This window comes from Conexibacter sp. SYSU D00693 (genome assembly GCF_017084525.1).
Classification (GTDB): Bacteria; Actinomycetota; Thermoleophilia; order Solirubrobacterales; family Solirubrobacteraceae; genus Baekduia.
Genome location: NZ_CP070950.1, coordinates 1,028,064 through 1,053,284, shown reverse-complemented (window position 1 = coordinate 1,053,284; position 25,221 = coordinate 1,028,064). Strand labels below are relative to the sequence as shown.

The 25,221-nt window shown below is 74.3% G+C and carries 25 protein-coding genes, 3 tRNA genes and 1 riboswitch; of the genes, 10 read left to right on the top strand and 18 right to left on the bottom strand.

Going from position 1 to position 25,221, the window contains the following annotated elements; all coding sequences use genetic code 11:
• Positions 1 to 6: 6 nt before the first annotated feature.
• Positions 7 to 93: riboswitch (cyclic di-GMP riboswitch) on the bottom strand.
• Positions 94 to 170: 77 nt separating this feature from the next.
• Positions 171 to 1,625, bottom strand: a complete 1,455-nt coding sequence (locus JUB12_RS05325; RefSeq protein WP_205698587.1) for an RNA polymerase sigma factor — start codon at positions 1,623 to 1,625, stop codon at positions 171 to 173.
• Positions 1,626 to 1,732: 107 nt separating this feature from the next.
• Between JUB12_RS05325 and JUB12_RS05320 the strand changes: the two genes are divergently transcribed.
• Positions 1,733 to 2,968: a Glu/Leu/Phe/Val dehydrogenase gene (locus tag JUB12_RS05320; protein WP_205698586.1), complete on the top strand. Its 1,236-nt coding sequence runs from the start codon at positions 1,733 to 1,735 to the stop codon at positions 2,966 to 2,968.
• A 3-nt stretch (positions 2,969 to 2,971) separates the two neighbouring features.
• On the opposite strand, the gene JUB12_RS05315 is transcribed toward JUB12_RS05320, so the two are convergent.
• Positions 2,972 to 4,267 (bottom strand): beta-propeller fold lactonase family protein, encoded by a 1,296-nt coding sequence (locus tag JUB12_RS05315; protein WP_205698585.1) that lies wholly within the window; start codon positions 4,265 to 4,267, stop codon positions 2,972 to 2,974.
• Between the two features lie 34 nt (positions 4,268 to 4,301).
• On the opposite strand from JUB12_RS05315, the gene JUB12_RS05310 reads away from it, so the two are divergent.
• From JUB12_RS05310 to JUB12_RS05295, 4 genes are read left to right on the top strand one after another with little or no spacing between them, the layout of a single operon-like run.
• On the top strand, positions 4,302 to 4,886 hold the full coding sequence (locus JUB12_RS05310) for a VOC family protein (RefSeq protein ID WP_205698584.1): 585 nt from the start codon (positions 4,302 to 4,304) through the stop codon (positions 4,884 to 4,886).
• A complete protein-coding gene (locus tag JUB12_RS05305; protein WP_205698583.1) occupies positions 4,883 to 5,455 on the top strand; it encodes a hypothetical protein in 573 nt (190 codons plus the stop codon). The genes JUB12_RS05310 and JUB12_RS05305 overlap by 4 nt, the downstream gene beginning before the upstream one ends.
• 48 nt (positions 5,456 to 5,503) lie before the next feature.
• The gene (locus JUB12_RS05300; protein WP_205698582.1) at positions 5,504 to 7,498 is read left to right on the top strand and encodes an AAA family ATPase; all 1,995 of its coding nucleotides are present in this window, start codon (positions 5,504 to 5,506) and stop codon (positions 7,496 to 7,498) included.
• A 7-nt stretch (positions 7,499 to 7,505) separates the two neighbouring features.
• Positions 7,506 to 8,444 (top strand): YihY/virulence factor BrkB family protein, encoded by a 939-nt coding sequence (locus JUB12_RS05295; protein WP_205698581.1) that lies wholly within the window; start codon positions 7,506 to 7,508, stop codon positions 8,442 to 8,444.
• Here JUB12_RS05295 and JUB12_RS05290 read toward each other — a convergent pair.
• On the bottom strand, positions 8,441 to 9,037 hold the full coding sequence (locus JUB12_RS05290; RefSeq protein WP_205698580.1) for a TetR/AcrR family transcriptional regulator: 597 nt from the start codon (positions 9,035 to 9,037) through the stop codon (positions 8,441 to 8,443). The two genes, JUB12_RS05295 and JUB12_RS05290, sit on opposite strands and share 4 nt — an antisense overlap.
• Before the next feature lie 62 nt (positions 9,038 to 9,099).
• On the opposite strand from JUB12_RS05290, the gene JUB12_RS05285 reads away from it, so the two are divergent.
• Positions 9,100 to 10,329: a cytochrome P450 gene (locus tag JUB12_RS05285; RefSeq protein ID WP_205698579.1), complete on the top strand. Its 1,230-nt coding sequence runs from the start codon at positions 9,100 to 9,102 to the stop codon at positions 10,327 to 10,329.
• Between the two features lie 35 nt (positions 10,330 to 10,364).
• The gene (locus JUB12_RS05280) at positions 10,365 to 11,846 is read left to right on the top strand and encodes an amidase (RefSeq protein WP_205698578.1); all 1,482 of its coding nucleotides are present in this window, start codon (positions 10,365 to 10,367) and stop codon (positions 11,844 to 11,846) included.
• 7 nt (positions 11,847 to 11,853) lie between these two features.
• Here the strand turns inward: JUB12_RS05280 and JUB12_RS05275 are convergent, their stop codons facing one another.
• The 8 genes from JUB12_RS05275 to JUB12_RS05240 form a co-directional block, all read right to left on the bottom strand.
• Positions 11,854 to 12,405 (bottom strand): DUF6518 family protein, encoded by a 552-nt coding sequence (locus tag JUB12_RS05275; protein WP_205698577.1) that lies wholly within the window; start codon positions 12,403 to 12,405, stop codon positions 11,854 to 11,856.
• Complete coding sequence (locus JUB12_RS05270; protein WP_205698576.1) at positions 12,402 to 13,694, bottom strand: DUF4153 domain-containing protein; 1,293 nt, start codon at positions 13,692 to 13,694, stop codon at positions 12,402 to 12,404. The genes JUB12_RS05275 and JUB12_RS05270 overlap by 4 nt, the downstream gene beginning before the upstream one ends.
• A gap of 54 nt (positions 13,695 to 13,748) precedes the next feature.
• Positions 13,749 to 14,696, bottom strand: a complete 948-nt coding sequence (locus tag JUB12_RS05265; protein WP_205698575.1) for a cell wall metabolism sensor histidine kinase WalK — start codon at positions 14,694 to 14,696, stop codon at positions 13,749 to 13,751.
• A complete protein-coding gene (locus JUB12_RS05260; protein ID WP_205698574.1) occupies positions 14,693 to 15,373 on the bottom strand; it encodes a response regulator transcription factor in 681 nt (226 codons plus the stop codon). Before JUB12_RS05260 ends, JUB12_RS05265 begins: the two co-directional genes overlap by 4 nt.
• A gap of 118 nt (positions 15,374 to 15,491) precedes the next feature.
• Positions 15,492 to 15,565: transfer RNA gene (locus JUB12_RS05255), tRNA-Gly, on the bottom strand.
• A gap of 61 nt (positions 15,566 to 15,626) precedes the next feature.
• Entirely contained in the window at positions 15,627 to 17,480 is a 1,854-nt protein-coding gene (locus JUB12_RS05250; RefSeq protein WP_205698573.1) for a PQQ-dependent sugar dehydrogenase, read from the bottom strand.
• 57 nt (positions 17,481 to 17,537) lie between these two features.
• Positions 17,538 to 17,608 (bottom strand) — tRNA-Cys (locus JUB12_RS05245).
• An 82-nt stretch (positions 17,609 to 17,690) separates the two neighbouring features.
• Positions 17,691 to 19,661, bottom strand: coding sequence for a collagen-like protein (locus JUB12_RS05240; protein ID WP_205698572.1), 1,971 nt, complete (start codon positions 19,659 to 19,661; stop codon positions 17,691 to 17,693).
• 224 nt (positions 19,662 to 19,885) lie between these two features.
• On the opposite strand from JUB12_RS05240, the gene JUB12_RS05235 reads away from it, so the two are divergent.
• From JUB12_RS05235 to JUB12_RS05225, 3 genes are all read left to right on the top strand, one after another.
• Positions 19,886 to 20,107 carry a DUF3072 domain-containing protein gene (locus tag JUB12_RS05235; RefSeq protein ID WP_205698571.1) on the top strand — a complete coding sequence of 74 codons (222 nt, stop codon included), beginning with the start codon at positions 19,886 to 19,888 and terminating at the stop codon, positions 20,105 to 20,107.
• Positions 20,108 to 20,151: 44 nt separating this feature from the next.
• A tRNA-Val gene (locus JUB12_RS05230) sits at positions 20,152 to 20,224 on the top strand.
• 168 nt (positions 20,225 to 20,392) lie between these two features.
• On the top strand, positions 20,393 to 20,917 hold the full coding sequence (locus JUB12_RS05225) for a hypothetical protein (RefSeq protein ID WP_205698570.1): 525 nt from the start codon (positions 20,393 to 20,395) through the stop codon (positions 20,915 to 20,917).
• Positions 20,918 to 20,943: 26 nt separating this feature from the next.
• Here the strand turns inward: JUB12_RS05225 and JUB12_RS05220 are convergent, their stop codons facing one another.
• The 7 genes from JUB12_RS05220 to JUB12_RS05190 form a co-directional block, all read right to left on the bottom strand.
• Entirely contained in the window at positions 20,944 to 21,765 is an 822-nt protein-coding gene (locus JUB12_RS05220) for a hypothetical protein (protein ID WP_205698569.1), read from the bottom strand.
• Positions 21,702 to 22,166, bottom strand: a complete 465-nt coding sequence (locus JUB12_RS05215; protein WP_205698568.1) for a hypothetical protein — start codon at positions 22,164 to 22,166, stop codon at positions 21,702 to 21,704. Before JUB12_RS05215 ends, JUB12_RS05220 begins: the two co-directional genes overlap by 64 nt.
• A gap of 11 nt (positions 22,167 to 22,177) precedes the next feature.
• Positions 22,178 to 22,462, bottom strand: coding sequence for a hypothetical protein (locus tag JUB12_RS05210; protein WP_205698567.1), 285 nt, complete (start codon positions 22,460 to 22,462; stop codon positions 22,178 to 22,180).
• A 71-nt stretch (positions 22,463 to 22,533) separates the two neighbouring features.
• Entirely contained in the window at positions 22,534 to 23,400 is an 867-nt protein-coding gene (locus tag JUB12_RS05205; RefSeq protein WP_205698566.1) for an abortive infection family protein, read from the bottom strand.
• A gap of 58 nt (positions 23,401 to 23,458) precedes the next feature.
• On the bottom strand, positions 23,459 to 24,544 hold the full coding sequence (locus tag JUB12_RS05200; protein WP_205698565.1) for a tyrosine-type recombinase/integrase: 1,086 nt from the start codon (positions 24,542 to 24,544) through the stop codon (positions 23,459 to 23,461).
• A gap of 232 nt (positions 24,545 to 24,776) precedes the next feature.
• On the bottom strand, positions 24,777 to 24,956 hold the full coding sequence (locus tag JUB12_RS05195; protein ID WP_205698564.1) for a hypothetical protein: 180 nt from the start codon (positions 24,954 to 24,956) through the stop codon (positions 24,777 to 24,779).
• Positions 24,957 to 25,014: 58 nt separating this feature from the next.
• A complete protein-coding gene (locus tag JUB12_RS05190; protein WP_205698563.1) occupies positions 25,015 to 25,200 on the bottom strand; it encodes a hypothetical protein in 186 nt (61 codons plus the stop codon).
• Positions 25,201 to 25,221 lie beyond the last annotated feature (21 nt).

The window sequence follows — 25,221 nt, the reverse complement described above, 5'->3', positions numbered from 1 at the left end:
GCCTCCTAGGGCAACTGGGCGGCCTCGGCGCACGGTGCGCTGAGGTCCCTGGTTTTGCGCCCCCGCCTCGCGGCGGGTTTGCCTTGGTCCGAGGTCGTGGTGCCTCTGGGGGTAGGACGGGGCACGGTGCCCCTGGGTCAGGGAGTTGTTGCGTGTTGGCGCGTTGGCGCTCACCGCGGGTCCGTCGGCGCGAGGATGCCGTCGAGGGCCTGCGTGATGCCGGTGACGGTCTGGTCGACCGACTGGCGCACGGACTCCTGGGTCTGCGTGATCGCCTGCTGGAGGCGCTCGGGAAGCTGGGAGAGGGCCTGCTGGTGCGCGGTGCGGGCCGCGTCGGCGGCCTGCTGGGTGCGCTGCTGGGCGTCCTGCACGGCGACGCGCGTGGCCTCGCGCATGGCCTGGCGGACGGCCTCGCGGCCCGGGGAGCCGGTGGCCGGACGCGCCGGCGCGGACGGCGCCGCGACGGTGGTGGTCGTCGTCGCGGCCGGGGTCTCGAGCTCGGCCTTGCGGCGGGCGACCTCCTGCTCGCGCGCGACGACCCGGCGGCGCTCGGTCCTGACGCTGGCGGCCGCCCCGGCGGCGGACTCGACGACCACGGCGCCCGAACGGCGGCGCACGGCCCGGACGGCCTTGGCCGACGTCGGCGCGGCGGTCGCGCTGCGGGCGGCGCGGACGACGGCGGCCGACGGAGCGGTCGCCTTGGCCAGCGCAGCGTCGGCGCGGTCAGGGGCCGGCGCGGCGGCGGCCTTCGGCGCGCGGGGTGCGGGGTCGTGCTGGAGGCGCTCGACGGTCGCGACCGAGCCCGTGGCGGTCACCGCGGCGGCCACGGCGGCGATGCCCTTGGCCGTCGTCCAGCCCAGCGGTGCGGCGACGACGCCGCCGGTGCTCAGCGCGCCGGCCGCGGCGGTGGCTGCCCACGGCACCGGCAGCAGGGCGAGCGCGCGGCGGCGGGCGCGGATGCCCCGCGCGAAGTCCCGGCAGCCGCCGCAGCCCTGGAGGTGCGCGCGGATCTCGCGGCGGCGCAGGCGCCGGCGGTCGCCGTCGGACAGCGTGCGCCGGACGCTGTCGCAGCCGGTCGCCCGGCCGTCCTGAGCGGCGAGGAGGCCGGCGCGGGCCTCGAAGACGGACTGGCGGGCGGCCTGGGAGGACGTGCCAAGGGCGCCAGCGAGCTCGTCGTAGTCCAGGCCGGCGAGCTCGCGCAGCAGCAGGGCGCCGCGCTGGCGCTCGGGCAGGGCGCGCAGGTCCCCCAGGACCTCGGTGAGGCGCTCGCGGGCGGCGGGCTCGCCCGGACCGTCGGCCACCAGGTGCTCGATGCCGTCCAGCGGCTGGTCGGGCCGGCGGCGGCGGATGACGTCCATCGCCGCGTTGTGGGCGATGCGGTAGAGCCACGGGCGCAGGGCGCGGGGGGCCTCGCCGGCCGCCAGGGCGCGCAGCGCGCGCTCCAGCGCCGCCTGGGTGGCGTCCCGGGCGTCCTCGGGATGGCCGGTCAGGGCGCCGCAGTAGCGGGCCAGCGGCTCGCGGAAGCGCTCGCAGACGGCCGCGGCCGCGCCCGGGCAGCCGGAGGCGGCCAGCTCGGCGAGCCGGTCGTCGGAGGCGAGCTTGCAGCGCAGCGCGTCGGAGACCATCCCACCCGCGCAGATCGGCAGTTCGGGGCGCGCGCCTGAGCGCCTGGTCCGGCGGGTGGACGCCGCAGCGCGTGGAACCGCGGTCGCGGCGGGTAGGGCGCAGCCCGATGCCGGGTCTGCAGGAGACCGCCGAGCGCCATCTGCGCGCCGCCGCCGAGCGCCTCGAGCTCGACGACGGGACGCGCGACTGGCTGCTGGAGCCCGAGCGCGAGCTGCGCGTCAAGGTGCCGCTGCGCCGCGACGACGGGCGCCTGGAGGTCGTCGCCGGATGGCGCTGCCAGCACTCGACGGTCCGCGGTCCGGGGAAGGGCGGCGTCCGGCTCGCGCCGTCGGTCGAGGCGGGTGAGGTCCGGGCGCTCGCGCAGCTCATGACGGTGAAGACCGCGGTCGCCGACGTGCCGTTCGGCGGGGCCAAGGGCGGCGTCGCCGTCGCGGTGAAGGAGCTGTCGGAGGCCGAGCGCGAGCGCGTCGTCCGGGCGTTCGCCGCCGGGCTGGCGCCGATCGTCGGCCCCGACCGCGACGTCATGGCGCCCGACAGCGGCGTCGACGCCGAGGCGATGGGGTGGATGGCCGACGAGCTCGCGGGGCTCGGGCCGCTGCAGGGCGACGTCGTCACCGGCAAGCCGCTCGAGCTGGGCGGCTCGGCCGGGCGCGACGAGGCCACCGGCCGCGGGCTCCTGCTCGCCTTCCGGGCCTTCCGCGACCGGGCCGAGCTCGGCGAGGCGCCGACCGTGTCGGTCCAGGGCGCGGGCAACGTCGGGCTGTGGGCGGCCCGGCTCCTGGCGGCCGAGGGCTGCAAGGTCGTCGCCATCGGCAAGTCCGACCAGGCGGTGACCAACGAGGACGGGCTCGACGTCGAGGCGCTCGCGGAGCACCTCGACGGCGGCCGGGCGCTGGCGGAGTTCGACGGTGGCGAGGGCGCCGAGGCCGGCGCCGTCCTGCAGGTGGAGGCGGAGGTCCTGGTCCCGGCCGCGACCGAGGACGCGGTCGACGCCGACGCCGCACGCGGGCTGCGCGGCACGAAGATGGTCCTGGAGGGCGCCAACGGGGCGGTCGTCCCCGAGGCCGACGACGTGCTGCACGATGCGGGCGTCCTGGTCGTCCCCGACGTCCTGGCGAACATCGGCGGCGTGGTGGTCTCGACCTTCGAGTGGCAGCAGGCGCGCGAGGGGCGCACGTGGAGCGCGGAGACGGTCGAGCAGCGCCTGAGCGACGTCATGGACGCGGCGGCCGCCGCCGTCAGCGACCGCGCGCAGCGCGACGGCGGCTCGCTACGCGACGCCGCGTTCGACCTCGCGCTCGAGCGCGTCCTGGCCGCGGCGAAGGCGCGCGGGCGGCCCTGAGCCTCAGCCGGCGGCGGAGAGGACGACGACGCGGCCGTCGGCGTCGAGGACGAGCCAGCGGCCGTCGGGGGTCGTGAGCGCGCGGTAGGGCTCGCCCGTGCGCAGGTCGCGCGCGCACGGGGCCTTGGGACCGATGCACGTCGTCGTGGCGGGCAGGCCGAGCGCACCGGTCGCGGGATCGCGCTCGAGCGTCCGCGCCACGAGGGTGGTGAGGACGTGCAGCGCCCGGCCGTCGGGCGAGACCGCGAGCTCCTCGACGTCCTCGCAGTCGGCGATGCGCGCGCCGTCGGGCAGCGCGCAGGCGTCCACCGCCGGCCCGGTGGGGGTCAGCACGCCCGTGGTCGGGTCGAGCGCGAGCGGCTGGAGCGACGAGCGCGTCGCGACGACGGCGGAGGTCGGGCCCGTGAGCAGGAAGGTGCCGCGGTCGGTCGACCCCGCGCCGCAGCCCAGGCAGCCCAGGAGGGTCAGCGCGCCCGTGCGGCCGTCGACGCTGAAGCGCTCGACGCGGGCCCCGTCCCCGCGGAAGGCGAACCGGCCGTCGGGCGTGAACTGGTAGGCGCCGTGGCCGGCGAGCGTCAGGACGTTGCCCTGCCTGCGCCCATCGGCGGGCTGCAGCGCGGCGGTCGCCGGGGTGAGCAGGCCCGTCCTCGGCGAGCGCGAGAACGCGACGCCACCGATGTAGGCGCGCTTGCCGCTGGGCGTCAGGCGCAGGCTGTCGGCGTGCGGGAGGCGGCGCTTGAGGAAGCGGCAGCGCTCCGTCGCCCGGCGCCGCGGCTTGCCCCGCAGGCAGCCGTCGCGTCCCGGCAGCTGGGTGAGCCGGCCGGTCTGCGCGTTGCGGCGGAACGTCGCGACGCCGTTGGAGCGGTAGGCGCTGACGTGCACGAAGCGCCCGTCGGGCGACACGGCGACGTCCCACGCCTGGTCGATGCCGCGGGCGTGGACGCACTCGCGGCGCTTCAGGGCGCTCAGGCAGCCTTGTGTCCCGGGCAGCTGGCGCAGGCGACCCGTCGCCGGGTCCAGGGCGAGGACATAGACCACGGAGCGGTGGCCGAGCCGGCCCGACGCGTAGTCGCCGCCCACGGCGAGGTAGGCGTTGCGGCCGTCGGGGGAGAGCGCGAGCGCCTCGCTGTAGCCCTCGTCGCTGCCCATCGCGGGGCGCAGGGCCGTGCACCCCCGGTCGCCCGCGGTGCTCGCGCAGCCCCCGGCGGGGACGGGCCCGACGGCGAGCGCGGCGGCGGGCAGCCCGGCGGCGACGGCGCACACGAGCGCGGCGAGCGCGACAGCGACACGGAGTGGCACGTCGCGATCCTGCCAGCGTGGGAGGCTCTGCGCCATGCGCAAGCTCCAGAGCCAGGGCGTGCACCACATCACGATCGTGGGCGCCGACCGCCAGACGTCGATCGACTTCTGGGAGGGCGTCCTGGGGATGCCGTTCGTCTTCGAGCAGCCCAACCTCGACAACGAGGCCGAGAGCCACCTGTACTTCGACCCGGGCGACGGCCGGCTCATCACGATCTTCACCAGCGAGGAGCGCACCCCGGACCCCTCGCGGACCCCGACCGACCCCGGCTGCGTCCACCACCTCGCCTTCGCCGTCTCGCAGGCGACCTTCGCCCAGCTCGTCGAGCGCCTGGACGAGCGCGGCATCCGCCACAGCGGCCCCAAGGACCGCGGGTTCATGGACTCGATCTACTTCACCGACCCGCTCGGCCTGCTCATCGAGCTCGCCTCCTACCGCTTCGAGCCCCCGTTCGGCTTCACCCACGCCGACGTCCTGCTCGAGGCCCACCGCATCCGCGTGGACCGCGGCGACTACAACATCGACCGGGTCCACCTCGCCGACGCGATCGAGCAGCTCATCCTGCGCTCCCGCGGCTCGCTCTCCGACGACCGCGGGCCGAAGCAGGCCTACCGGTGAGCGAGGAGGATGACTTCTTCGCGCCGCCTCCGCCACCGCCACCGGCGGAGGTGGCGTGCGAGGCGCCGCCGTGGGCCGGCGCCGCCCGCGGCGTGCTGGGCAGTGTCGTCCCGCTGGACCTCGTCCTGGCCCGGACCTCGCGGGTCGCGGTCGTCGTGTCGCACCTGCGCGTCTTCCCGAACGGCTGCACGATCCCGGTCGAGGTCCAGACGGCCCCGGGGGTGGAGCTCCCCGACGAAGGACCGTTCTGGGGTCGTCGCGACCTGGAGCCGGAGGTCCTGCGCTTCGGCGTCGAGCTCGCCGACGGCTCGCGCGCGACCACCGTCGACCGGTCGCGCATGTGGGACGACGACCCGCCCACCGGCCCCGTGCTCAGCCCGGGCGGGGGCGACGGCGGGGGCGGGACGTGGCGGCTGCGCCTCTGGCTCTGGCCGTTGCCACCACCCGGTCGCTTCGAGCTCGTGTGCGCGTGGCCGTCGGAGGGCATCGCCCTCACGCGCGCGGCGGTCGACACCCAGCTGGTGCACGCGGCCGCGCAGCGCGCCGTCGCGCTGTTCGCCGGCGGCTAGCGGGAGCGCAGGTCTTGGCGCGCCCGCGCGCCGGGTAGCGCCCCGGGCGTGCTGTCCCTGCTCGTCCTGCTCTTCTTCCTGCTCATGCTCATGTCCATGGTCCGGGCGATCTCCCGGATCGGTCGGCGCCGCCGTGAGCTCGAGGAGGCACGGCGCGCGGCCTACGAGCGCGAGCAGCTCGGCGGCGGTGGGGGCTCGCCCTTTGCCGGCATGCCGTTCGGCGGGCTGTTCGACGCGATGCTCGGCGGCGGGTGGACGCGGACGCTCGAGTACGACGAGCGCACGGGCCAGTGGGTCGAGGTCGACCCGAACGACGCGCTGGGCGAGGAGCCGGTCGAGGAGGAGGCCGGGGACGCGCGGGCCGAGCCGCAGGCCGACCGTCCCCCCGCCGGACGCGAGGAGCGCCTCGGCGCACGTCGCCGCCCGGCGCGGCGCAGCGCGCCCGCCAACCCGCTGCAGAGCCTGCTCGGCGGCGCGCTGGGCGGTGCCAACGGCGAGTTCGAGGTCCAGCCGCCCGACGAGCTCATCACCTTCGCCGACGTCGGCGGGATGGAGGCGCTCAAGGACGAGGTGCGCACCTCCGTCGGCCTCCTGCTGGAGCACCCGGAGCAGGCCGACCAGTACGGCATCGAGTGGAACGGGATCCTGCTCCACGGGGCGCCGGGCGTCGGCAAGACGTTCTTCGCCCAGGCGATCGCGGGCGAGTACCGCATGAGCTTCATCCACGTGTCCACCGGCGACCTCGTGGCGGGGGTCCAGGGCCAGTCGGCCAAGAACATCGACAAGGCCTTCCAGACGGCGCTGGACCACCTGCCGTGCGTCCTGTTCTTCGACGAGTTCGACTCGGTCGCCCGGCGCCGCAGCGAGACGCCCGACCAGGAGTCCCGGCGCACCGTCAACCAGCTCCTGACCTCGCTGGAGGCCCATCGCCACGAGGACGGCCTGCTGGTCATGGCGGCGACGAACGACGTCGAGGGCCTGGACCCGGCGGTCGTCCGTCCCGGCCGGTTCGACCGCCACATCCGCGTCGACCTCCCGGACGCCACGGCCCGCCGCGCGATCCTCGAGACCGAGCTGGACAACCGCCCGGTCGCCGACGACCTCGACCTCGAGGACCTCGTGCGGCGCACCGAGGGCATGACCCCCGCCTCGATCGAGAAGGTCGTGAACGCCGCAGCGCTCGACGTCTTCCGCGAGGCCGCCCAGACCGGCCGTCAGCTGCAGCTCGACGAGGCCCATCTGCTCGCGGCGGTCGAGCAGCTGGGCGGTGAGGACCGTCCGGTGCTCGAGCACTGGACGTGGGAGTCGCTCGTCCTGCCCGAGGAGACCAAGGGCCAGCTGCGCCAGCTCCAGGCCATCATCGAGGACCCGGAGTCGGCACGGCGGTTCGGCGTCGAGCCGCCCAGCGGCCTGCTGCTCGCGGGACCTCCGGGCACCGGCAAGACCACCGTGGCGAAGGTCATCGCCGCGCAGGCACGCTGCTCGTTCTACCCCGTCTCGGGGGCCGACGTCATGAGCAAGTGGGTGGGGGAGTCCGAGGGCAACATCCGCCGGCTCTTCGAGCGCGCCCGGGCCAACCGGCCCTCGGTCGTCTTCATCGACGAGATCGACGCGATCGCCGGGCGGCGCGGCGAGTTCCAGGTCCACGACACGCAGGTCAACCAGCTGCTCAGCGAGATCGACGGCATCGCGGGCCAGCGCGGGGTCTTCGTCATCGGGGCGACCAACCGCCCCGACCAGCTCGACCCGGCCTTGCTGCGCGGCGGGCGCCTCTCGCGCACCATCGTCCTCGGGCTCCCCGACGAGCTGGGACGGCTCGCCATCCTGCGCCTGCACACCGCGCGCATGCCCACGGTGGGCGTCGACCTCGACGTCCTGGCCGCGCGCACGGAGGGCTACGCCCCCGCGGACCTCAAGGCGCTGTGCCAGGAGGCGGCGCTCGCCGCCATGAGCCGCGGCGCCGAGGCGCAGGTGACGATGGAGGACTTCGAGGCGGCGCTCGCGCGCGTGGGCTCGAAGTCGCGGACGCCAGCGCTGCGGTGAGCCCCTCGTGACGACCGCGTCGGCGGTCCCGGTCACCCGTGACGACGAGCTCGAGGGCGACGAGGCGCTCGAGAGCCTGCTGCGTGCCGGGCGCCGCCAGCTGGCGCTCGACGCGCTCACGCGCTTTCGGGCCGCGGACGGCTTCAGCCACTCGCGGGCGCTGGCGTTCCAGGGGACGCTGACGCTCCTGCCGTCGCTCATCGCCGTCGTCGGGTTCGCCGCGGCGCTCGACGTGGAGGCGGTCAGCCGCGTGGTGGACGACACGGTCCGCCAGCTCACGCCCGACGCGGTGGGCGACCTGCTGACCGACGCGCTGCGCCAGGGCACGAGCGCCGCGCGGGAGGACTCGGGCGAGACGGCGCTCGCCGGCGGTGCCGTGGCGGCGGCGATCGCCGGGACGACGGCGATGGCGCAGGTCGAGCGTGGCGCGAACCGGATCTACGGCACCGAGCAGGACCGCCCGTTCCTGCGCAAGTACGCCAACGCGGCGCTGCTGGCCGCGACCGCGGGGGTGTTCGCGCTCCTGTCGGTCGTCGTGCTCGTCGGCGGCGCGGCGATCCGCGAGAGCGTGGGGTGGGGCGATGCGGTGCAGGGCGTCTGGGCGGTGGTGCGCTGGCCGCTGGGCGTCGTCCTCGCCGTCGCCGCCATCGCGCTGCTGTTCGAGCGTGCTCCGCGACGGCGCCAGCCGGAGCCCTCGTGGCTGGCCTTCGGCGCCGCGGTCTCGACCGTCCTGTGGCTGGTCTTCATGGGTGGGTTGCTGGTCTACCTCGAGGCGGTCGGGAGCTTCGGCGCCACCTACGGGCCGCTGGCCGGCACGATCGGCCTGCTGCTTTGGACGTTCCTGAGCGCCGTGGCCCTGTTCCTCGGCCTGGCGTTCGCCGCGCAGCTCGAGGCCGTCCGTGCCGGCGTGCAGGCGCCGCGCAAGGACCACCGCGACGACGTCTAGGCCGCGGCCAGCGCCAGGCGCCAGCTGTCGGCCAGCGCGTCGAGCAGCGCGTCGTCGTCGACGCCCGCGTGGCCGTGCAGGACCTGCTGGGAGCACGCGCGCTCGGTCATCCAGACGAGCGCGACCGCACGGGCGCGGGCGGCCTTGGACGCGTAGCCGGCGGCGACGAGGCGCTGCTGCGCGGCGGCGACGAAGACGCCGACGACGCCGTGCCAGAACGCCGCGACCTCGGCGTCGTAGCCCGCGGCCTCGAGGATCGCGCCGAGCGTGCGCGGGTGCTCGCGCAGCGTGGCGAGCAGGCCGGCGAGCGCGCCGTGGACGTCGTCGTCGGAGGCGTCGAAGAACGGGCCGACCGCGGCGCGGATGTCCTGCTCGACCTCGGTGACCAGGCGCATGAGCAGCGCCCGGCGGTCCTCGAAGTGCGCGTAGAAGGCGGTGCGGGTCCGGTCGGCCCGGCGAGCGAGCGCCGAGACGTTGAGCTCGGCGAAGGGGACCCCTTCGTCCAGGAGCTCCTGGGCGGCGGTGAGGAACGCCTCCTCCGTGCGGTCGCGACGGGGGTCATTGCGGCGAGGCTGGCGGTCCAGGACGCCCATCTCACCGACAGCATACGAGAGACGGCTTGCAATGACACCCTGTCATCCGTAGGCTTGACACCATGTCAACCACGGCGCTCGACCCCAGCACCATCGACCTCGGCGACCACGCCCTCTGGACCGAGGACCCGCCGTACGAGCTCTTCGCCCAGCTGCGCCGCGAGGCGCCGGTGCACTTCAGCCCGAACCGCCGCTACCCCGACGAGGGCGGCTTCTGGTCGCTGACGCGCGCGGCCGACGTCCACGCCGCGACGCGCGACTTCCAGACGTTCAGCTCCGAGAGGCGCGGCATCTTCCTCGTCGACGACTTCGGCGCCCCGCTCGACGTCCAGCGCCTGCAGATGATCTCGATGGACCCGCCGCGCCACGACCGCCTCAAGCAGCTCGTCGGCCGCGCGTTCACGCCCAAGCGCATCGCCGCCCACGAGGACCACACGCGCGAGATCGTCCGCACGATGCTCGACCGCCTCGCCGGCCGCGACCGCTTCGACCTCGTCAAGGACCTCGGCCGCCAGGTGCCCGCGCGCGTCATCGGCTCGCTGCTCGGCACCCCCGAGTCCGACGACCACAAGCTCCTGCACTGGACCAACGTCGCCACGGCGTTCGAGGACCCGCAGATCCGCACGCAGTGGGACGACACGATGGGCGAGATCCACGACGTCGTCACGTACATCAACGCCGTGCGCGAGCAGCGCGTCGAGGACCCCGGCAACGACCTCCTGACGGCGCTCATCAACGCCGAGGTCGGCGGCGACAAGCTCGACGACCTCGAGATCGCGACGTTCTTCGTCCTGCTGCTCGCCGCGGGCAACGACAGCACCCGCGCGACCTACTGCGCGACGATGCTCGCGCTCATCAAGGACCCCGAGCAGCGCCAGCTGCTCATCGACGACCGCTCGCTCATCCCCAACGCGGTCGAGGAGGGGCTGCGCTGCTTCCCGGCCTTCGGCTTCATGGGCCGCGCCGCGACCCGCGACGTCGAGCTCCACGGCCAGACGATCCGGGAGGGCGACCGCGTCCTGCTCTGGTACATCGCCAGCAACCGCGACCCCGAGCTGTTCGACGACCCCGAGCGCTTCGACGTGACCCGCGAGGGCCTCGACCGCCACCAGGCCTTCGGCGCCGGCGGGCGGCACTTCTGCCTCGGCGCCGCCCTCGCGCGCCTCGAGCTGCGCATCTGGATCGAGGAGACGCTCGACCGGTTCCCGGACCTCGTCCTCGACGGTCAGCCCGAGCGCATCCAGGCGCTGTTCCTCAACCAGCACGTGTCGATCCCGGTGCGCGTGGGCTGACGCCAGGCGCGGCGCTCCCGGATACGGTGCGCCGCGTGGACGAGCGCGAGTACGTGGAGCTCGACGGCCTCGGGCTCGCCGAGGCGATCCGGGAAGGGAGGACCACGGCCCGCGAGGCGCTCGACGCCGCACGGGCGCGCGCCGACCGGCTGGACCCGAAGCTCAACGCGATCTGCCTGCGCCTCGACGACCGCGCGGAGGCCCGGGCCGCGGAGGAGCTCGAGGGGCCGTTCGCCGGCGTGCCCTTCCTGCTCAAGGACCTCCACCAGGACCTGGCGGGGGTGCCGACGTCGTCGGGCTGCCGGGCGCTCGCCGGCCGGCCCGCCACCGAGACGGCGACCGTCGTGCAGCGCTGGCTGGACGCCGGCGTGGTCGTGTTCGGCAAGACCTCGACGCCGGAGTTCGGCTCCAAGGGCATCACCGAGCCGGCGCTGTTCGGGCCGACGCGCAACCCGTGGGACCTGGCCCGTACGCCCGGCGGCTCGTCGGGCGGGGCGGCCGCGGCGGTCGCCGCGGGCATCGTCCCGGTGGCGGCCGCCAGCGACGGTGGGGGGTCGATCCGCATCCCGGCCGCGTGCTGCGGCCTGGTCGGCCTGAAGGCGGGCCGCGGCCTGGTCCCGCACGGGCCGACCGAGAGCGAGCCCCTCAACGGGCTGGCCACCGCGGGCGTCGTGTCGCGCACCGTCCGCGACACCGCCGCGATGCTCGACGTCCTCATCGGCCCGGAGGCGATCAGCCCGTACGCGCCCGGCCTGCCCGACGGCCCGCTGCTCGACGAGCTCGGCCGCGATCCCGGCACGCTGCGCATCGGCTGGACCGTCGACTCCGCGGTGCGCGCCACGCCGCACCCCGAGGCGGTCCGCGCCGTCGAGCACGCCGCCGAGCTCCTGGAGGGCCTCGGCCACCACGTCGAGCCCGTCGCCGCCCCGCACGACGACGAGCAGCTGGCCAAGGACTTCCTGACGATCTGGTTCGTGCACCAGGCGATCGAGGTCGAGCACGTCAAGCGCCTCACCGGCGCCGGCGACGAGGGCTTCGAGGCCGACACCCGCGTCATGGCCGCCCTGGGCCGCCTGACCAGCGGCGTCGAGCTGCAGGCCGCCGACGAGCGCCGCAAGGAGCACATCGCCGCGCTCGCCCGGTTCCACGAGGACTACGACCTCCTGCTGACTCCGACTCTCGGCGAGCCGCCGATCCCCGTCGGCTCCCTCGACCTCCCCGCGCCGCTGCGCACCGTGTCGGAGGTCCTCCTGCGCACCCGGACGACGAAGCTCATGCAGCTCACCGGCGTCGTCGACCAGATCGTCCAGCGCAACCTCGGCTGGGTGCCGTACACCCAGCTCGCGAACGTCACCGGCCGCCCGGCCATCAGCCTCCCGCTGCACTGGACGCCCGAGGGCCTGCCGCTCGGCGTCCAGCTCGTCGGCCGCCTGCGCTCCGAGGCGCTGCTCCTGCGCCTGGCGGCGCAGCTCGAGGAGGCGGCGCCGTGGGCCCAGCGGCGGGCGCCGGTCGACTGACGCGCGCCTAGGGCAAGAGAGGCTCGAAGACCCCGGTCGACGCGAGCAGGACCATGGCCGCGGCGGTCGCCGCGCCGAGGACCCGGCGCGGGGCGCTCGTCGCCACCAGCACCGCGCCAACCACGAGGGATAGGGCGTGCGTGGCGACGCCTCGCGTGATCGCGCTGGCGCCGTCGGCGATCAGCACGCCGCCGCAGGCGACGGCGCCCGCCGCCCGGACGGTCGGCGCCCCACGAGCCCAGGCCGCGCCGGCGACCCCGAAGACGGCGCCGCCCGCCACGCCGAGCACGAACCACCGCGCCGGCGACCCGGCCGCGACGTGGGGCGGGATGCTCTCGGTGAGCAGGATCGTGAGGTAGTAGGCGGCGTTGGCCACGGTGAGGGCGACGGCGCCGCGAAGCGCGGCGCCACCCCGGCCCGCGACCGCGCCGGCGGCGAACGCCGCAGTCACCCAGGCCGCGTCGCTGCTGAGGCCCAGCGAGACGCCGGCGGCGCGCTCCTCGACCCGGCTGAGCACGCCCAGCGCGAGGGCGGCCGCCACGAGCAGGCGGTCGCTCATCGGGCGCGCCTCCGGCTGACGTTGAAGCCGGCGAGCCCGTCGCCGCGGTCGAGCCGCTGCTTGAGCGTGGCGACCACCGCAGGCCCTGCCGGGCCCGGCAGGCGGCGGGCGGCCGGGACGGCGTCGGCCGACAGGGTCGCGAGGTACGTCGCGTCGATGTCTCCCGTCTCGAGCGCCCGGTCGACGATCCGCGCGTCCGGGTTCAAGAGCGAGAGCCCCGCGACCGCGGTGAGCGTCCACCCGACCGCCAAGGCCGGCGCCCAGCGGGCGACCGCCTTCGACGCGCCCGCCGCGAGGACGAGGAGCAGGACGACGGCGAGCCAGACGACCACCGCCCCGCCGGCGACGCGCACGCGCGTAAGCCCGTAGGCGTCGACGACCGCGTCGAGGCGCACGTGCGCGCTCGCGAGCATCACGAGGCAGAGGAGGCAGAGCGCGCCCAGCAGCCCGCGCACCACCGGGTCCCGATGGCGGGCGGCCACCCCGACGACCGACAGCGTGAGGGTCACTGCCGCAAGCAGCGCGACGAAGCCCTGCCGCGCGTACTCCCCGAGGCCGAGACCGGTGTGGTCACGGACGTAGCCGGCGCCGCCGAACAGCACCTGAAGCTGCACCGCCACGAACACGGCGAAGAGCGTCACGAGGGCGCCGACGGCGATGCGCAGCTCCAGCACGCCCGGGGTGGGTGGCAGACGCACCGGCGTGGCGGACCGGCGCGCCGTCGCGACGAGCGCGGCCCCCACGGCGGCGACCACGACGCCGAGGGCGATCCGCGCGGCGACGGGGCCCGCGTCGACGTCGAGCGCCAGCGCGTCTCGCGCCATGTCGGCGAACGCCGCGTCGGCGCTGAGCAGGAGGCCGCCGAAGACGACGAGCAGACCGGCCGCGAGCGCACCGCCGCGCAGCAGGGGCCCGAGCGGCCGGCTTGCTCGCTCGGGCACCAGCTCCCGGCCCGCGAGGCGCGCGGCGGCGACGAGGCGCAAGGGCGCGAAGACCGCGCCCAGGACCGCCGGCCACGACGCGGGCGCGACGACGACCGCCCCCGCGCACATCACGACGCCGGCGACATCGAGCGCCACCACCCAGCCGGCGTCCCGGACGGTCGGTCCGCAGGCGAGCAGGACGCCGAGGCCGACCAGCGGCCACGAAGTCCGCTCGACGGACTTCACGGCAGCGGCCAGCAGGAGCAGCAGGACGAAGGTGAGGGCCAGACCGACGCGCTGGTGGGCGACGAGGGCCGCGGCGAGCACGCTCGCGGCGGCGATGGGTGCGGCGGGTGAAGCGGGCACGGGTGGACCTCCCGGTCGGAGCGGGTCATGTCGGAGGGGGCGTGGCCTGCGCCGCTAGCCGGCGGGCAGGTCGAGGACGAGGCGCAGGCCGTAGGGCCGCACGCGCTCGGCGTGCACCGCGCCGCCGTGCAGCTCGACGATCGAGCGGACGATCGCCAGGCCGAGGCCGGAGCCCTCGACGGAGCGCGACGCGTCGGTGCGGGTGAAGCGGTCGAACACGCGGACGAGGTCGGTGTCCGCGAGCCCGGGGCCGTCGTCCTCGATCTCCATCCGGACGCGGCCGGCTGCGCCGGGACGCGCCCGGCCGATGACCGTGGCGCCCGCGGCGTGGCGGTGGGCGTTGAGGACGAGGTTGTCGACGACCTGGCCCAGCCGCAGCGGGTCGCCGCGGATCGCGAGGCCGTCAGGGACGTCGACGAGCACGTCCTCGTGGTGGCGGAAGAGGGAGGCGACCTCGACCCGGCGCTGCTCGAGGACCGCGGCGCCGGACTCGAGGCGCGACAGGTCGAGGAGCTGGTCGGCCAGGCGCTGGAGGCGGTCGACCTGTGCCAGCAGCGCCGCGGGGTCGGCATCGCGCACGCCGTCGACGGCGTTCTCCAGCGACGCGCGCAGCGCCGCGATCGGCGTGCGCAGCTCGTGCGCGGCGTCGGCCACGAGCGTCACCCGGAGCCGGTCGAGCTCGGCGAGCTCGTGGGCCATGCGGTTGAACGAGGTGGCGAGCCGGCCGACCTCGTCGCGCGACGTCGCGGTGACGCGCACGCCGTGGTCCCCGTCGGCCATGGCGTCGGCGGCCGCAGCCATCTCGCGCAGCGGGCGCGTCAGGCCGCGCCCCACGACCTGCACGAAGAGCAGCGAGACGCCGAGCGCGACCAGGGCGCCCCAGCGCAGTCGCAGCCCGAGCTTCGCGGCGATGAGGAGCGTGACGAGCGTCGTCACGATCGACAGGACGATCAGCAGCCCGAGCCGCAGCTTCAGCGAGGGCAGGCGGTCCAGCGGCCTCACGCGAGGTCCCCCAGCGCGTAGCCGTGGCCCTTCACCGTGCGCACCGCGCCGGCGCCGAGCTTGCGGCGCAGCGACGCCACGTGCGAGTCGACGGTCCGGGTGGAACCGCCCGCCCGCCAGTCCCACACCGCCGCCAGCAGCTCCTCCCGCGACCACGCCTTGCCCGGGCGCCCGGCGAGGGCAGCGAGGAGGTCGAGCTCCGTCGGCGTGAGCGCCACCTCGGTGCCGGCCCGCAGCACCCGGCGCCCCTCGAGGTCCAGGACCAGCTCGCCGAGCGCCAGGCGCGCCGGCGCCGCGTCGGGCGCCGCCCGGTCGGTGCGGCGCAGCACCGCCTGGACCCGCGCGACGAGCTCCCGCGGGCTGAACGGCTTGGTGACGTAGTCGTCGGCGCCGACCCCGAGGCCCACGAGCACGTCGGCCTCCGCGTCGCGGGCGGTGAGGAAGACGACCGGCACCGGACGGTCGGCCTGGATGCGACGGCACGCCTCGACGCCGTCGAAGCCCGGGAGCATCCAGTCGAGGACCACCAGGTCGGGCCCGAGCGCCCGTACGAGCTCGACGCCGTCCGGCCCGGTGCTCGCGACCTCGACGCGGAAGCCCTCGGCGCGCAGCCGGGCGGCGACCGCGTCGGCGATCGTCGCCTCGTCCTCCACCACCACGATGGTCCGCCGCGTCATGCAGCCGGCACGTTAAGCCGCGGGCTGTGGCGGGCGGGTGCGGCCCGTGTGCAGGTTCGGTGCAGACGCGGGCGCTCCACAACGACGAAGGCCCCGCCGGAGCGGGGCCTTCGAGAGGAGCGGCTGAAGGGACTCGAACCCTCGACCTTCTGCATGGCAAGCAGACGCTCTAGCCAACTGAGCTACAGCCGCACGCGCGGTGAGCGAGGATAGCAACGGCGGGGGGAGGGTGCGCGCGGTGAGCCGCCGGGCGTCAGCCGGCGGGCGGGACGAGGCGCAGGATCCGGTCGTCGTCGCCGGCCGGGGAACCGCGCCCGTCCCGGTTGCTCGTGGTGATCCAGAAGGTGCCGTCGGGCGCCTCGACGACGGCGCGCAGGCGGCCGTAGGTGCCGGCGAGGAGCGGGTGCTCGGCCGTGACCTCGTTGCCGTCGACGTCGAGGCGGATGAGGCGCTGGCCGCGCAGCGTGGCGACGAGGAGGTCGCCGGTCCAGGCCGAGCCGCCGCGGGAGACGAAGTTCGCGCCGGAGGGGGCGACCGTGGCCGACCACACCCACGCGGGCGCCGCGAAGCGGCCGTGATCGGCGCCGCGGACGCGCGGCCAGCCGTAGTTCGCGCCGCGGCGGATGACGTTGACCTCGTCGTCGGAGCTGGGACCGTCGAAGCCGCTCGGGCCGTGCTCGGTGGTGAACAGGCGCCCGGAGCCGGGCTGCCAGTCGAGCCCCTGCGGGTTGCGATGGCCCTTGGAGACCACGGTCGGGCGGCTGGTGCGCGAGCGGAACTGTGCAGGGGAGAGGCGCAGCACGCGGCCGTTGAGCGACCCATCGCGCTGAGCGAGCTCGCCTTGACCGGCGTCGCCCGTCAGGACGTAGAGGCGCTTGTCAGGCCCGAACGCGAGGCGGCCGGAGTCGTGGATCGACCCCGCGCGGATCCCGCCGAGCACGACGCCGCTGCGTCGCAGGGTGCTGCCCTGCAGCCGCAGGCGCTGGACCTGCATGCCGCTGGCTGTCGTGGCGTAGACGTAGACGAAGCGCTTGCCGCGGGCGAAGTCCGGGTCGACGGCGATGCCGAGCAGGCCGCCCTCGCCCTGGGCGCTGACCGCGACGCGTCCCGCCACCCGGATCTGGCGGCCGCGGGCGCTGAGCAGGCGGATCCGGCCGGGGCGCTCGGTCACGAGCGCCCGGCCGTCGGGCAGGAACGCGATGTCCCACGGCACCGTCAGGCCGCGGGTGAGGACCTCGACGCGCGGCTCGCTGCCCCGGCTGCGCACGGGCGCCGCAGCGGTCCGGGCCGGGGCGGCGGCCACCCTTGCCTCCGGTGCCCGGGCGGGCCGCGCCGCGGCGTCGAGGAGCGCGCGCTCGCGGCGATGCTCGGCGCGCAGCGCCGCGGGGGAGACGCCGGCGTGGATGTAGGTCGCCGGCCCGGCGGGCAGGCAGACGGTCGTCGTCGCCGGGCGCACACGCCTGAACGCCGTGAGGTGGCGGCACGGCGTCGTGGCGTCGGCCGCGCTTGTCGCCAGCAGGGTGCGCGCGCGGATCCGCGAGGCCAGCGTCACCGGGCTGTTCTCCGCCAGGCGGTCGCCGAAGCTCGGGACGACGAGCTCGGCGTGCAGCCGTCGCTCCTCGTCGGTCGCGGTGGGCGGGAGGCGCAGGTCCGTCGGCGCGCCCTGACCGATCACACAGCGCACCGGGCGCCGCGACGCGACCATGAGCGCGAGGTGCGCGCCGGCCGAGCGTCCGAAGACGCACACCGGCAGGCGGGGCCAGCGCCGGTGCACGCGGTCGTACCAGGCGACGACGTCGCCCACCGACGCGCCACCCGGGCGATGGTCGATGTTCACGGCCCGCCACCCGTATCCCGCGAGGCGCACCGCTTCGGATCGCACACCCGCGACCGCCTCGGGACCGGTCGCCAGCCAGCCGCCCTCGTGGACGACCAGGACGACGCCGCGCGGCGCCACACCCCGCGGCGCCTCGAGCACCTCGTGCGGCCCGACGTCCGCCGTGCTCCAGGGACTGGCGGCGCGGCGCTGGCCGTCGGCGTCGTCGCCGCAGGCCGCGAGGACGGTGACCAGGGCGGCGAGCAGGGTCGCGAGACGGGCGCGGCGCACACGGCACGTCATACCCGACGAACGCGAGAGGCCCCGCGGTGGAGGGGCCTCCGAGGAAGGCGACGACCGGAATCGAACCGGTGTACACGGCTTTGCAGGCCGCTGCGTAGCCACTCCGCCACGTCGCCCAGAGGCGCTCCATCGTAGAGGGTCGAACGCACGAGGGCCCCGCCGGCGCGCGCCGACGGGGCCCCCGGAGACTGCTGCCGACTAGCCCTGCTTGGAGAGCTTCATCCGCGCGTTGCGGATGACGGTCTGGCGGTTGCCGTCCGCGTCGGTGACCTGGAGCTCGATGGTCACGGCGATCGACTTGACCCGCTTCATGAGGTCGAGCTTCTCGGGCGACATCTCGAGGATCGCGTAGCCGACCCGGCCCTGGCGGAGCTGGTACTCCTCCGTGGCGAGGGTCACGCGGCGCAGGGCCCGCTTGGGCGGCCGCGTCGCGGGCTGGATCTTGTTCTTGGTCCGGATCTTCACCGTGCCGGCGCAGACGCGGCCGACCTTCTCCGAGCAGAAGACGCGGAGGCGGATGATGCCCCGGCGCCGGCCGCTCGTCGCGAGGTTGATCTGGCCGGTGCGGATGTTCATCAGCGCCCGCTCGGACCCGTTCAGGACCGTCGTGCTGGTGCCGGCGGCACCCACGCCGCTCGTCCCGGCCGGACCCTGCGGGCCAGCCGGACCGGGCGCGCCCGTCGGGCCGGCAGGACCCTGAGCACCGGCCGGACCCTGGGCGCCCTGCGGCCCCTGGGCACCGGGCGCGCCGTCAGCGCCGTTCTGGCCGTTCTGGCCGGCCGGACCCTGCGGGCCCTGCGGACCAGCCGGGCCCTGGGGACCCTGCGGGCCCGGGCCGTTGACGTCCTCGGTGGTGAACGTGACCTGGTTGCCGCGGGCGAACGCGTCGGTGCCGGGGGCCGGGACCGGGATCCCGTTCGTCGCGACGAGGCGCACGCGGTACGTGGTCTTCGGCGTCAGGTTCCCAACGGGGGCACTGACGACCGTGTTGCCGGCGTCACCGTCCAGCCCGAGCGACGACGTCGACGAGCACGTGTTCGCGACGTCCGAGCCGGCCGCGAGGTCGGCGTCGCAGTCCGCGATCAGCGTGGCGCTGTCGACGCCGTACTGGAACGAGTAGACCGTGTCTGCGCCGCGCGGGTCGACCGTGCCGTTGAACTGGGCGCTGGTCGAGCTGAACGGGGCGACGTCACCCGTGACCGGGACCGGGGAGCAGTCCGTCGAGAACTCGACGGTGTTGCTGATGCTCGGCACGCCGGGCGGGTTGTTCGTCGGCGCGTTGTCCTCGTTGTACGCGTAGAGCGTGGCGAGGTACGACGTGCAGGCGGTCAGGCCGGTGATCGGCGTCGTGTCCTCGCGGACCGACCCGAAGTTGCCGTTGATGCGCTCCTCCGGCGTCTCGGTGAGCAGCGACCCGTCCGTCTTCTTCAGGACGCGCCACCGGTAGGTCGTCGGGGCGCCCTCCGGGTCGACGCGGCCGCGCAGCGTCGCCGAGGTCGTCGTGACGTCCGACGGCTGGTCGGCGACGACGATCGGCGGCGAGTTCGAGTCGAAGACGAGGGTGACGTTGTCGTACGACGTGAAGATCTCACCGCTCAGCGCCAGGTTGAGCAGCGGCGCCGACGTCGTCCTGACGTCGAGGTGGTAGCTGTCCCCGAGGTTGATCAGGCCGGCGTCGAAGTTGGTCGAGAAGTTGGTGAAGTCCTGGACGCCCCCGTTGAAGGTGCGCGTCTGGACCGGCACGTTGCCGGCAGTCTCGTTCACCAGCGTGACGTCGGTCCGGGCGGACGTGCCGGCGGCGATCAGCGCGCCACGTGCCTCGACCTTGCGGTCCATGCGGAAGGTCGGAGCGTGCAGCGGATGGTCGTTGCCGTCGTCCTCGATCAGCGTGTCGCTGACGGTGAAGGACGGCGATCGGAACGTCCCCGTGCCGCTCACGAGCGTCAACAGGCCAGCCCCCAGGCGGAACTGGTTCTGCAGCGCGCCGGGCGGCGACCCGAAGCCCTCCGTGAAGGTGTGCACGTTCTCCACGGAGCACAGCGTGTCCGGAAGGACGATCAGCGTGCACTCGTGGTCCACGTCGGCCCAGCCCTGCGCGCCGTCGTAGAACGTGTTGGCACCCAGCGGGTACGTCGTCCGGTGGTTGGCGGACGCCGGAGTGGCGACCACCAGTGCGGCGATGAGCGCGATTCCGAGCGCCCAGACGCCGCGAAGGCGTTCCTGTCGAGGCATTGTCCCCTGCCTTGAAGTTGTGTGATGCGCGCCGCACTCCCCTGCGGGCGTCCCTGCTACATACCCGAACCGGGCGCGTTTGTCACCTCTCCTAGGGGTGGTTGGGCGAGTTCGTGCACGAACGTGTGTTTGCCTTCGTGCAGAGCGGGGACCTCCCGTGCATGAGCGCACAGGACCAGCCCCAGCAGCCGCAGGGCAGCCCGGAGAAGGACCCCGACGACTGGGTCACGGGCGACGAGCCGATGACGGGGCCGCAGGCCTCGTACCTCGAGACCCTCTGTCGCGAGGCCGGCGTCGAGTTCGACCCGGCGACCACGAAGGCCGACGCCTCGCGCATGATCGACGAGCTCCAGGAGCGCACCGGACGGGGCGCGGCGACGTAGCGCTCCATCGCGCGCGAGCGGTTGCTACGCTCTTGCGACCCCAGGGGCGATTAGCTCAGCTGGGAGAGCGCCTGCTCGACAAGCAGGAGGTCACTGGTTCGAGCCCAGTATCGCCCACTGAAAGGTCCGCATTTGCGGGCCTTTCGTGTTTGTGGTTCGAGACCAGCGACTTCGGCGCCCACGGACAGCCCGTGCCCGGTCTCGTGTGTGCTCTCCATGGCGGAACCGTACCCGGAGTCCCCGACGGGCTTCATCATGTGCGGGGATGACGGCAAGCCGAGTCGTGTGGACATGACCGAGGGTGGACGTGACGGCGCCCTCCGCGCGCTTCGCGACACGCCGGCGGCCGAGCTGACGGTCCGTCGGGCCGAGTTGCAGGATGCTGCGCAGCGGGAGGGCGCGACCCCGGAAGAGGTCGCGGCGGTGCTCAACGCTCGGCCGGACCTTCCCAGACCGCTCTTGCCGGACGAGCGTCGGACCTTGCTGACGGTGCTGCAGCAGGCCGAGTTCCCCGGACGCGACGCGCTTCTGGCTCAGGCCGACGCGGCGAGCGTCGTGGGGTACTGCGGGTGCGGCTGCGCTTCGGTGCAGCTGGCCGTTGCCGACGGGCCACCCGCGGCGACGGAGACGGGCAGTCCCATCCCCAGCGAGGCGACCGTAGTGGACGAGGACGGTGAGCCCATCGGAGGCATCCTCGTGTTCTTGACTGACGACGGCTACCTCTCACTGCTGGAGGTGTACGACTACGGCGACCGCATCAGCCCGTTCCCTCCCGCCGAACGCCTGCTAGCCGTGCCGCCGTCGACGTAGGCTCGTCCGCCCCGCCGTTGGTCCGGCTAGCGCCAGACCTCGTGAGCGGGCACGTAGGCACAGGCGTCCTCCAGCTCGATGCCGAAGTCGTCCTGAAGAGTGACGAGCTGCTCGCGTGTAGGCCCGGCGTCCTCCGCCGTCGCGTGCGACGCACGGATGTTCAGCACGCCCGCCAGCGCGTCCGGTTGCGTCCTTGGAAAGTCACGCGAGAAGGCGTACGCGCGCCGCAGAGGTGCGAGGGCGGCCATGCGAGTCGAGATGTACCGGGCGCAGTAGCCGGCGTGGTCGCTGCGGGCGACGACGAGGCGGTTCTGGATGCCGAAACCGCTCTTGACTATGAGTCGTCGCCACTCGACGAGGTCGTCGTCGAGCCACGGCATGTGCGCGATGCCGTGGTAGTGCAGCGTGCCGTTCCGTTGGCGCTGGAGCACCCACCCGAACGCTCCGAGCTGGTCGCGGTACCTGAGCCTGCCGACGAGGGAGCGCCACGCGCCGTGAGCTGCGTCCTCGTCGGGTGCTTCTGACTCGGGGAACGTCAGCGTGTAGAACATCGCGAGGCGCCCAGCGGGCACCCGCTCGATGCCGGCGATGAAGCGCTGCTTGAGCGTCCACTGCTTCCAGACGGAGCACCCCGGACAGGTGCGCCAGCGGCCGCAGCGGACCGCGATGTCCTCGCCGTGGTGCATGCACGCGAGGCGCATCGGGTTCGAGCAGGCCCACGGCGTCTTCTTTCTGCAGTTGTTCGATAGGGCGCTCCCTGCGGTCGCGCCCTTCAAGGAAACGGTCATGACGTGACCTTGCGGCGCGCACGCCGCTCGGTGGCAGCCTCCGCCGGAGCGGTGCGACACGAGCGCGTCTCCGCGGACGGCGCCGCCTCCTCGGCTTGGTCGTCGCCACGCGTTCCGCGCGCTCCTCCCTCGCCTGCGTCGGCCGGCCACCGCTCCGGCGCGCTCGTGTCGCGCGCGACCTCGTCGGCGAGTTCGACGAGTTCGGCCAGGGCGTCAGCAAGGTCTTCGAGAAGCGTGCAGAGCGGCTCTGCCGCGGCACGAAGGTCACGGGTAAGGGAGGACCACTCCGCTGGCCCGAGCGACAGGCGCTGACGGAGCGCTGCTTCGCGCACGGCGTCGAGGAAGTCGATGACGGACGGCATGGCAACCTCGCGGCGGCTTCCCGTGAGCGCCTTCCAGATGCCGTGCGCGCGCACCCACGCGTCGGCGACCTCTGGCGCCTCCAGCTCCGGCCGAGCCATCCCCCAGCGCGTCACACCGCACCTCCGTCGGCGACGCGGACGACGGACAGGCGGTACGCCTTGCCGCGCCCCGAGCCTCCCAGGGCAGCGAGGTCGACGCGTCGCCACTTCAGCTCGACGACGAGCTCCTCGAACGGCTCGACGCTCGTGAGGTCGGCGGCGAGCGACTCGGGTCCGACGAGGTTGAGGGTGTCGCCGCTCTCCTGGTCGAGCAGCGAGACGAGGCACGACGGTGGGAAGCCGTTGCGGCCTTCGAGCACGTCGGCCTTGATGAAGTTCATGCGGGCGAGGAGCACTTCGGAGTCCTTTCGGTGGGGGTCCTCCGAAGATGCATCCGGCGCCGTGCGGCCGGCGCGGTTTTCGCTTGCTACGCCGCCGCGTCGCCCGCTTCGCGCTGGCGCTCGTGCCAGGTCTCCAGCACGAACTCGACCACGGCGCGCGCGGAGTTCGCCGCGAGGCGGGCATGGCGCGCGAGTGCCGGCGATGGTGCCGTACGCCCGTGTCCCAGGCCGAGCTCGTTGCGCAGCTCGGCTAGACCCTGGACGGAGGTGGCGAGGTTCTGCAGCACGCGGTGCGCGGCCGCAGAGCCCTTCGCGCTGGCAGGGACAGACTCGCGACTCAGCCGCAGCTCCTTGGAGACGAGCTTGTAGAGGTCGGTCAGGCTCGCGTTGCGCGCGTGCTCAACGCCGTAGTCGTCGAGCACGAACTTGAAGGCGCTCTCGACCAGTTCCTTCGCCGACCCGATGGCTGCCGCAGGGTCAGCGGCGATGCCGGCCTCGATGCGGGCCAGGTGCTCCAGCAGCACCCGCGGCTCGCTCAGGCGGTCGAACTTCTCGACCGCCAGCGTCGGCGCCGCGGCACCCAGCACCAAGTTGCCCTCGTCATCCACCGGCGCGCCGTCACGCTGGAGCGAGCGCAGCAGCGTTCGCGCGTCGGGCAGGAGCGGGTCTTCGTTGGGGTCCGCAGGACCGAACAAGGGTGCGCCGCGACGCCCCCAGTCGTCGATGGCATCGAGGTACACGCGAAGCAGCCGGTCGGAGACGGTCGAGTCCGAGAGGTCGATGCCCGCCTCGGCGGCCTCGCAGACCGAGCGTCGCGCACGGCCCTCGGTCGCCTCGAAGCCCGCGGGCAGCACGAACCCGTGCGCCTCGTACACGTCCTCGATGCTGCGAACGGTCCCGAGGGAGGCCGCCATGTCGGCGAACTTCTGCTGCGAGCGGCGTGAGAGCTGCACGCCGCCCAGCGTAAGTCGCTGGGCGGCGGTTCACGCACGTCGCCAGCGTGACGGCGGCTCAGACCTGCATGGTCAGCAGCGCCGAGCGGGCGCGTTCGCCCTTTGTCGGCGCGTAGTGGCGCCTCGTGGTGGCGATGTCGGCGTGGCGAAGCACCTCCGAGACCACGTCGATGGGCTGCGCGTTGTCCGGGTCGTTGAGTGCCGCCGATGCCCACGCCCGCCGCATGGCGTGAGCAGAGACCAGCGACGTCTTGCCGCCGACGCTGTCCCACTTCGATGTGGCGGGAACAACCGCCACTCCGGCACGGACCGCGCGCCACTTCAGCATCTTCGTGATGGTCTGCCCCTGGGTCTTGCGACCGGTGCGAGTCATGATGACCCAGGCGGTGTCGGGGTTCGCGAGCGCGTCACGCATGCGCGGGTTGCGCCTGGCCTGGTCGAGCTGCCACGCCAAGTAGAGCCTGAACTCCCGGACGAGCGCCGGGTGCAGGTCGAAGCGGTCCTGTCGGTCGCCCTTGCCCACGACGTCCCATGTGCCCCGTTCAAGGTCGATGTCCCGCCAGCGAGCGTCTGAGAACGTCTGCCGGCGTGAGGGGGCGTAGTACGACCACACGGCGAGCAGGCGGTCCTTCGGCTCGCCGGGTGCATCGAAGATGGCCCGGACCTGCTCGGGCGTCGGCGTGAACTGCCGCTTGATGACGAGGCGCGGCGACTTGACGTGGGTCGTCGGGTCGATGTCGGGAAGGTCACGCTCGTTCGCGAAGTGCGTGTACATGAACCGCGCGGCCGACAGGTAGCTCTTGCGTGTCGAGGCCGACCAACCCGGACCGTGGTCACCGTCCGGCCATCCACGGTGCGCGCACCACTTGCACTGCAGGCGAAGTTCGTGGGGGCTGGGCCCGCCGTGCTCTGCCAGGTGGGCCATGAACAACCGGACGTGTCGGCGCTGAAGGGTCACGAACGTCAGCCCGTGGCTCGCCATGTAGCCGGCCCAGTGGTCGAGGTGCTTGGCGTACTTCGCGAGCGTCTTCTTGCCGGCGTCGGCGTGGTTGATGGCAATCGCCTCGGCGATGAGCTGCCGGTCCGGGACGTTCATGCGCGGCGCCTCGGCCAGCGCGTGCAGCTCTGCAAGCGAGCCCGCCATTGCGGGATGTCCTTGGTGTCGTTCGAGCCGCACGCCCGAACAATCGGGGCATTTCCGTCGCTGACCGGACGACTTCCCGCGACTGAGCGAACCGGCACCGCCTGGCACTGGGCGCCACGGTTCTCAAACGGGGCGCATCCACTGGTTCGAGCCCAGTATCGCCCATGAAGGAGGCCCCGCCACAGCGGGGCCTTCGTCGTTCAGGGACGGCTCGACGGCTGTGATCTGGACCTCAGGTCGAGGCTGAGCGCTCGACGCGCGCGGCCGCTGCGGCAGCCGCCGCGCCGACGTGCCCGACCGCCATCGCGCCGGCGCACAGGACGTCGCCCTCCGCGCTGCGCACGACCTCGAACCGGAGCTCGTCCGGCCCGAGCTCCGGGGCGTCAGGTTGGGGCAGCGCGATGGAGGCCATGGCGCGCAGCGTCGTGCGCGCCGCGCCGCGCGCCAGTGCCCGAGCTGGTGCCGCGCGCCTAGGAGCGGTCGGGGTACGGGTCGGCGGCGGCGTCGCCGCCCGTGATCGTGTCGTACGAGCCGTTGCCGCAGCTCGGGCAGGGCGGGAGGTTGTCGGTCGACCCCACCTGGAGGTCGTAGCCGCAGTTCGTGCACTTGTAGGTGCCGGCCGAGACGTCGCTGCCGGCGGGGACAGGGTTCGCCATGGGCGAGGCCTACCCAGCACC